Source organism: Pseudomonas sp. SBB6, assembly GCF_024213215.1.
Lineage (GTDB): Bacteria > Pseudomonadota > Gammaproteobacteria > Pseudomonadales > Pseudomonadaceae > Aquipseudomonas > Aquipseudomonas donghuensis.
Window position 1 is genome coordinate 123,116 of record NZ_JANAVH010000015.1, and the last position, 7,779, is coordinate 130,894.

7 protein-coding genes are annotated in these 7,779 nt (G+C 62.8%); all 7 read left to right on the top strand.

All coding sequences use genetic code 11. From position 1 onward, the window contains the following. The first annotated feature begins 6 nt into the window (after positions 1–6). The 7 genes from pilW (at position 7) to der (ending at position 7,671) form a co-directional block, all read left to right on the top strand. Complete coding sequence (gene pilW, locus NLX68_RS23705; RefSeq protein WP_254286067.1) at positions 7–765, top strand: type IV pilus biogenesis/stability protein PilW; 759 nt, start codon at positions 7–9, stop codon at positions 763–765. Further along, on the top strand, positions 765–1,835 hold the full coding sequence (locus tag NLX68_RS23710) for a RodZ domain-containing protein (RefSeq protein WP_254286068.1): 1,071 nt from the start codon (positions 765–767) through the stop codon (positions 1,833–1,835). The genes pilW and NLX68_RS23710 overlap by 1 nt, the downstream gene beginning before the upstream one ends. A gap of 3 nt (positions 1,836–1,838) precedes the next feature. Then, entirely contained in the window at positions 1,839–2,948 is a 1,110-nt protein-coding gene (ispG, locus tag NLX68_RS23715; RefSeq protein WP_254286069.1) for a flavodoxin-dependent (E)-4-hydroxy-3-methylbut-2-enyl-diphosphate synthase, read from the top strand. Between the two features lie 28 nt (positions 2,949–2,976). Next, entirely contained in the window at positions 2,977–4,266 is a 1,290-nt protein-coding gene (gene hisS, locus NLX68_RS23720) for a histidine--tRNA ligase (RefSeq protein WP_254286070.1), read from the top strand. Between the two features lie 72 nt (positions 4,267–4,338). Then, the gene (locus NLX68_RS23725) at positions 4,339–4,947 is read left to right on the top strand and encodes a tetratricopeptide repeat protein (RefSeq protein ID WP_254286075.1); all 609 of its coding nucleotides are present in this window, start codon (positions 4,339–4,341) and stop codon (positions 4,945–4,947) included. Then, positions 4,940–6,091 (top strand): outer membrane protein assembly factor BamB, encoded by a 1,152-nt coding sequence (bamB, locus tag NLX68_RS23730; RefSeq protein WP_026001344.1) that lies wholly within the window; start codon positions 4,940–4,942, stop codon positions 6,089–6,091. Before NLX68_RS23725 ends, bamB begins: the two co-directional genes overlap by 8 nt. A gap of 116 nt (positions 6,092–6,207) precedes the next feature. Then, positions 6,208–7,671, top strand: a complete 1,464-nt coding sequence (gene der, locus NLX68_RS23735) for a ribosome biogenesis GTPase Der (RefSeq protein WP_045196227.1) — start codon at positions 6,208–6,210, stop codon at positions 7,669–7,671. Positions 7,672–7,779 lie beyond the last annotated feature (108 nt).

Sequence of the window (7,779 nt, forward strand, 5' to 3'; positions counted from 1 at the left end):
ACCTCCATGACCCTGCGCTTCGCGCTGTCGATCCTGGCGCTCGCCCTGCTTGCAGGTTGCGTGTCCGGCGGGAGTTCGGACGCGCTGGGCAGTCGTGAAGGGCGTGAACAGGCGCGGCAGGCCTATGTGCAGTTGGGCCTGGGTTATTTGCAACAAGGTTTGACCGAGCAGGCCAAGGCACCGCTGAAAAAAGCCCTCGACCTCGATAGCCAGGATGCCGCAGCCAATGCGGCCCTGGCTTTGGTGTTTCAGGCCGAAGATGAGCCGGAGCTGGCCGAAGCGCACTTTCGCAAGGCCCTGGCCAGCCGCCCGGACGACAGCCGAATTCGCAACAATTACGGCAGTTTCCTTTATGCTCGTGGGCAATACGCCCAGGCGCAGCAGATGTTTGCCCAAGCGGCGGCCGATACCCTGTATCCTGAGCGCTCCCGAGTGTTCGAGAACCTCGGCCTGACCGCACTCAGGCAAGGCCAGCGCGCCGAAGCGCAGGAATACCTGGTAAAAGCTTTGCGACTCAACCAGCGGCAACCGCGCGCGTTGCTGGAAATGGCTGAGTTGTCTTACGAAGACAGGCATTATGTGCCGGCCCGTGACTACTACGATCGTTTCAGCCAGCTGAGCGACCACAGTGCCCGCAGCCTGCTGCTGGGCAGTCGCCTGGCCAATGTCTTCGAAGAACGGAACAAGGCCAGCGAACTGGGCCTGCAATTACAACGACTTTATCCCGGTACGCCGGAATATCAGCAATACCTGTCGGAGCAATGATGAAAGCGGCGCATCCCGAAGCAGCAGCAGCGACTCGCGAAAATCCCGGTGAAATCCTGCGTCAGGCCCGCGAGAGCAGGGACTGGTCCCAGGCCGAAGTGGCTCGCAAGCTCAACCTCACCGTGAGTTCCCTGAACAATCTTGAAGCCGGCGCCTTCGACAAGCTGCCGGGGCATACCTTTGCCCGTGGCTACATCCGCGCCTATGCCAAGCTGCTGGACATGGATCAGGCCACTCTGGTGCAGGCCTTCGACCAGTGCACCGGTACCCATGCCCAGGGCAGCGACGTGCACGCGCTGGGCCGCATCGAAGAACCGGTACGCCTGTCGCACAATATCCTGCGCATCGTCAGCCTGGTGCTGCTGGTGGTGGTGATCGGTGGTGGCTTCTTCTGGTGGCAGGACCAGACCAGCCTGCGCGGCAAGGACCTGGCCAACATGGCCCTGGAACACGTCGAAGTCGAAAGCGCCGACGGTACCACCCAGATTCACCCGCTGGACGAGCCTGAAGACCAGGCCGTGACCGCGGGTCAGCAACCGCAAAGCACGACGCTGAACCTTGAGCAGGCCCCGACGTCCGCCGAGCAGGCTGGCGCAGTCCCGGCTGAACAAGTACCGGCTGAACAAGTACCAGCCGAGCAAGCACCGGCCAGCCCGGCTGCCGCGCCTGTTGCACCTGCTGCCAGCGCTGCGCTAGCGCCAGCGGCTCCGGTGGCCCCGGTTGTGCCTGCTCCGGCGCCAGCCCCGGCTGCACCGGTGGTCAATAGCGCGGTTGCCGCAGCACCGCCAGCACCGGCAGCACCTGCTGTTGCTGCTCCAGCCCCGAGCGGTAGCGGCCAGCTGCACTTGCAGTTCAACGCCGATTGCTGGACTTCGGTCACCGATGGCAACGGCAAGGTGCTGTTCAGCGCCATCAAGCGCAAGGGCGACAGCCTGGACCTGACCGGCAAGCCGCCATTCGCGGTCCGCCTGGGCTTTGCCCGTGGCGTGCAGGTCAGCTACAACGGCCAGCCTGTCGACGTTGCGCCGTTCACCAGTGGCGAGACCGCTCGCCTGAAGTTGGGACAATAAGTCATGCACGGCGAATCTCCGATCAAACGTCGCGAATCCCGGAAAATCTGGGTAGGTAATGTGCCTGTTGGCGGCGATGCTCCCATCGCGGTCCAGAGCATGACCAACACCGACACCAATGACGTGGCCGCGACTGTGGCGCAGATCAACCGCCTGGTCGATGCCGGCGTCGACATCGTGCGCGTCTCGGTACCGGACATGGACGCTGCCGAGGCCTTCGGCAAGATCAAGCAACAGGTCAGCGTACCGCTGGTCGCCGACATCCATTTCGACTACCGCATCGCCCTGCGCGTGGCTGAGCTGGGTGTCGACTGCCTGCGCATCAACCCGGGTAACATCGGCCGCGAAGACCGCGTGCGTGCGGTGGTCGATGCCGCCCGCGACCGCGGTATCCCGATCCGTATCGGCGTCAACGCCGGTTCCCTGGAAAAAGACCTGCAGAAAAAGTACGGCGAGCCGACCCCGGCGGCGCTGGTCGAGTCGGCCATGCGTCACGTCGAGCACCTCGACCGCCTGGATTTCCAGGATTTCAAGGTCAGCGTCAAGGCCTCCGACGTGTTCATGGCCGTCGAAGCCTACCGCCTGCTGGCCAAGCAGATCATCCAGCCGCTGCACCTGGGCATCACCGAAGCCGGCGGCCTGCGCTCGGGCACGGTGAAATCCGCAGTGGGCCTGGGTATGCTGCTTGCTGAAGGGATTGGCGATACTATTCGCATTTCGCTGGCAGCTGACCCGGTCGAAGAGGTCAAGGTCGGCTACGACATCCTCAAGTCCCTGCACCTGCGTTCGCGTGGCATCAACTTCATCGCCTGCCCGAGCTGCTCGCGGCAGAACTTCGATGTGGTCAAGACCATGAACGAGCTGGAAGGGCGCCTGGAAGACCTGCTGGTACCGCTGGACGTGGCGGTGATCGGGTGCGTGGTCAACGGTCCGGGCGAGGCCAAGGAAGCCCATGTCGGGCTCACCGGTGGCACGCCGAACCTGATCTACATCGACGGCAAGCCTGCGCAGAAGCTGACCAATGACAACCTGGTCGATGAGCTGGAAAAACTCATCCGCCAGAAAGCGGCTGAAAAAGCCGAGGCCGACGCGGCGCTGATCGCCCGTGGCTGACTGACACAGAATTGTTAAGGGATTTTCCGTGAGCAAATCGCTGCAAGCCATCCGTGGCATGAACGATATCCTGCCCGATCAGACGCCGCTGTGGCGCTATTTCGAGAGCACCGTTGCCGGTCTGCTGGATACCTATGGCTATCGCCAGATCCGCACGCCGATCGTCGAGTTCACCGAGCTGTTCAAGCGCTCGATCGGTGAAGTCACCGACATCGTCGAAAAAGAGATGTACACCTTCGACGACCGCAACGGCGACTCCCTGACCCTGCGCCCGGAAGGCACCGCCGCCTGCGTGCGGGCTGTGCTCGAACATGGCATCAGCGGTAGTGGTCAGGTGCAGAAGCTCTGGTACATCGGCCAGATGTTCCGCCACGAGCGCCCACAAAAAGGCCGTTATCGCCAGTTCAACCAGATTGGTGTCGAAGTCTTCAACCTTGACGGTCCGGACATCGACGCCGAGCTGATCATGCTCACCTGGCGCCTCTGGGGCCTGCTGGGCATCCGTGACGCGGTCAAGCTCGAGCTCAACAGCCTGGGCACCAGCGAAGCCCGTGCCCGCTACCGTGACGCGCTGGTCGAGTTCCTCTCGGCGCGCCTGGAGCAACTGGACGAAGACAGCCAGCGCCGCCTGAAAAGCAACCCGCTGCGCATCCTCGACAGCAAGGACCCGAACACCCAGGCGGTGCTGGTCGACGCGCCAAAACTCGAAGACTACCTGGACGAAGAGTCCCGCGTGCACTTCGACGGCCTGAAAGCGCGCCTGGATGCCGCCGGCATCCCGTTCGTGATCAACACCAAGCTGGTGCGTGGCCTGGACTACTACAGCAAGACCGTTTTCGAATGGGTCACCGACAAGCTCGGCTCCCAGGGCACCGTGTGTGCCGGTGGCCGCTACGACGGCCTGGTCGAGCAGATGGGCGGCAAGCCGACCCCGGGCGTTGGTTTCGCCATGGGCATCGAGCGCCTGATCCTGTTGCTGGAAACCCTTGAGCAGGTGCCGGAATCGATCAACCGTCAGGTCGACGTCTACCTGTGCGCCTTCGGCGAGCAGGCCGAGCTGGCTGGGCTGACCCTGAGCGAGCGCCTGCGTGACCGTCTGCCGAACCTGCGCCTGCAGGTCAACGCCGGTGCTGGCAGCTTCAAGAGCCAGTTCAAGAAGGCCGACAAGAGCAACGCGCTGTTCGCCTTGATCCTGGGGGACGACGAACTGGCGCAACAAGTGGTAGGTTTCAAGCCCCTGCGCGGTCAGGGCGAACAACAAAACATTGCCTGGGATGCTCTGGCAGAGCACCTGGAAGCCTCGCTCGCGCAGGCGTGAGGCGAGTCAACAGCCGATTTGGTGAAAAGGAGTATTGGGGTGTCGAGTACCGATGATGAACAACTGGTCGCGATGAAGGACTGGTGGGACCGCAATGGCAAGCCGCTGGTAACCGGTGGCCTGCTGGCGCTGGTCGTGGTGTTCGGCTGGCAAGCCTGGCAGAAATACCAGACCAACCAGTCGCAAGGCGCCTCGAACCTCTACCAGGCCCTGCTGGAGACTACCCTGACGCCAACTGGCGAGCCTGACGCGGCCAAGGTCGCCGAGCTGTCCGGCAAGCTCAAGAACGAATTTGGCGGCTCGGCCTATGCCCAGTACGCCAGCCTGTTCGTGGCCAAGGTGGCCGTCGAGAGCAGCAAGCTCGATGACGCCGCCGCCGAGCTCAAGCTGGTGATGGACAAGCCGGCTGACGCAACCTTGGGCGAAATCGCCCGTCAGCGCCTGGCCCGTGTCCTGGCTGCGCAGAAAAAGGTTGAAGAGGCGCTGAAGTTGCTCGAAGGCGATGCCGACCAGGCCTTCCTGGCCAGCCGCGAAGAGCTCAAGGGTGACCTGCTGGTACAACTGGGCCGCGCTGGCGAAGCCCATGCCGCTTACGAAAAGGCCAAGGCCGCGCTGTCTGACGACGCCGCGATCGGTGGCCTGCAACTCAAGCTCGACGACCTGGCCAAAGGGGATGCGTGACGTGATCGGTTGGAAACATGCAGCAGTGCTGACCCTGGCCCTTCTGGCCGTGGGTTGCAGCAGCAACAGCAAAAAGGAATTGCCGCCGGCCGAACTCACCAAGTTCACCGAAGAGGTGGTCCTCAAGAAGCAGTGGAGCCGCTCGATCGGTGACGGTCAGGGCGAGACCTTCAACATGCTGGTGCCAGCGATCGAAAACGACCGCATCTACGCCGCCGATGTTACCGGCGTGGTGATGGCGCTGGATCGCAACAACGGCGACGTGGCCTGGAAGAAGGACCTCGAACTACCGGTTTCCGGCGCCGTTGGCGTCGGTTACGGCATGGTCATGCTCGGCACCCTCAAAGGCGAAGTGATTGCCCTGGATGCCAGCACCGGTGAAGAACGCTGGCGCTCGCGCGTTACCAGTGAAGTACTGGCACCACCTGCCACCAACGGTGACGTGGTGGTGGTGCAGACCCAGGACGACCGCGTCATTGGCCTGGACGCCAGCACCGGCGACCGTCGCTGGATCTACGAAAGCACGCCAGCGGTACTCACCTTGCGCGGTACCGGCGCGCCGATCGTGACCAACCGTCTGGCCGTTGTCGGCCTGTCGACCGGCAAGGTGATTGCCCTCGACACCCAGAACGGCGTGCCGGTCTGGGAGCAGCGCGTGGCCATCCCGCAAGGTCGCTCGGAGCTTGACCGGGTGGTGGATATCGACGGCGGCCTGCTGCTGTCCGGCGGTACCCTGTACGTTTCCAGCTACCAGGGCCGCGTCGCCGGCCTGGACCTGGAGAGCGGCCGGGTACTGTGGCAGCGTGATGCTTCCAGCTACACCGGTGTGGCCCAGGGCTTCGGTAACGTCTACGTGAGCCTGGCTTCGGGCACCGTGGAAGGCATCGACGAGCGCTCCTCCAGCGCGCTGTGGAGCAACGACTCGCTGGCACGCCGCCAGCTGTCGGCGCCGGAAGTGTTCTCCAGCTATGTGGCGGTGGGTGACCTGGAAGGTTACCTGCACCTGCTCAGCCAGGTCGATGGTCGTTTCGTCGGTCGTGAGCGTATCGACAGCGATGGCCTGCGCGCCCGTCCGCTGGTGGTGGGTGACACCATCTATGTGTACGGCAACAGCGGCAAGCTCGAGGCGCTGACCATCCGCTGAGGCTATGCTTGAGGCCATGCCGGCCTCGGGCTGCGGCACTTCGGGTGCCGCTCGAACTCCGGCCGCTGCAGTGCAGCGGCCTTTGTATTTTTCGAATTTATGAAGTGGAGAGCCGAATGGTTCCCGTAATCGCCCTGGTGGGCCGACCGAACGTCGGTAAATCCACCATGTTCAACCGCCTGACCAGGACCCGCGACGCTATCGTCGGCGACCTGTCCGGGCTGACCCGAGACCGTCAGTACGGTGAAGCGCGCTGGCAAGGCCGTTCGTACATCCTGGTCGACACCGGTGGTATTTCCGGTGACGAGGAAGGCATGGACGAGAAAATGGCCGAACAGTCGCTGCTGGCCATCGAAGAAGCTGATGTGGTCTTGTTCCTGGTTGATGCCCGCGCCGGTCTGACCGCCGCCGACCAGATGATTTCCGAGCACCTGCGCAAGCGCAACAAACGCTCGTTCCTGGTCGCCAACAAGATCGACAACATCGATCCGCTGGCCGCCATCGCCGAATTCTCGCCACTGGGCATGGGTAACGCCATTGGTGTTGCCGGCGCCCAGGGCCGTGGCGTCAACAACCTGCTGGAAGCTGTACTCAGCGACTTCCCGCGGGACAAGGACGAGGAAGAGATCGACACCGACGTCGCCGAAGGCGAGGAAGCGGTGCGTATTCCTGGCCCGAGCGAAAAAGACGGGATCAAGATCGCCATCATTGGCCGGCCGAACGTCGGCAAATCGACCCTGGTCAACCGCATGCTCGGTGAAGAGCGGGTCATCGTCTATGACCAGCCCGGTACCACCCGCGACAGCATCTACATTCCCTTCGAGCGTAACGAAGAGAAGTACACCCTGATCGACACCGCCGGGGTGCGCAAGCGCGGCAAGATCCACGAAGAAGTCGAGAAGTTCTCCGTGGTCAAGACCCTGCAGGCGATCAAGGACGCCAACGTGGTGATCTTCGTCATGGACGCCCGCGAAGGCGTGGTCGACCATGACCTGAACCTGCTGGGCTTCGCCCTGGAAGCCGGTCGCGCCATCGTCATCGCCCTGAACAAGTGGGACGGCATGCAGCCGAGCGAGCGCGACTACGTGAAGACCGAGCTGGAACGCCGGCTGTTCTTCGTCGACTTCGCCGACATCCACTTCATCTCGGCGCTGCACGGCACTGGCGTGGGCAACCTGTACCAGTCGGTGCAGAACTCGTTCAAGTCGGCGGTTACCCGCTGGCCGACCAGCCGCCTGACCCAGATCCTCGAAGACGCGGTCAGCGAGCACCAGCCGCCGATGGTCAACAGCCGCCGGATCAAGCTGCGCTATGCCCACCTCGGTGGCGCCAACCCGCCGATCATCGTGATCCACGGCAACCAGGTCGAGAAGGTACCCAAGTCTTACTCGCGCTACCTGGAAAACACTTACCGCCGCGTGCTCAAGCTGGTCGGTACGCCGATCCGCATCGAGTACAAGGGCAGTGACAACCCGTACGAAGGCAACAAGAACACCTTGACCGACCGCCAGGTCAACAAGAAGCGTCGCTTGATGTCGCACCACAAGAAAGCCGAGAAGAAGCGTAAAGACAAACGCTAACAAGCATCGCGGGTCAAGCCCGCTCCTACTCTGGACTGCCCCCAAGAAGTTGGACACCAATCCAACCCTTGGGGGAGTTATGAGCAAGTACTCAGAGCATTTCAAGCT

Coding starts and splice junctions, on each gene's coding strand:
- NLX68_RS23710 (WP_254286068.1), top strand. CDS start 765: ATGAAAGCGGCGCATCCCGAAGCAGCAGCAGCGACTCGCGAAAATCCC.
- pilW (WP_254286067.1), top strand. CDS start 7: ATGACCCTGCGCTTCGCGCTGTCGATCCTGGCGCTCGCCCTGCTTGCA.
- NLX68_RS23725 (WP_254286075.1), top strand. CDS start 4,339: ATGAAGGACTGGTGGGACCGCAATGGCAAGCCGCTGGTAACCGGTGGC.
- ispG (WP_254286069.1), top strand. CDS start 1,839: ATGCACGGCGAATCTCCGATCAAACGTCGCGAATCCCGGAAAATCTGG.
- bamB (WP_026001344.1), top strand. CDS start 4,940: ATGCGTGACGTGATCGGTTGGAAACATGCAGCAGTGCTGACCCTGGCC.
- der (WP_045196227.1), top strand. CDS start 6,208: ATGGTTCCCGTAATCGCCCTGGTGGGCCGACCGAACGTCGGTAAATCC.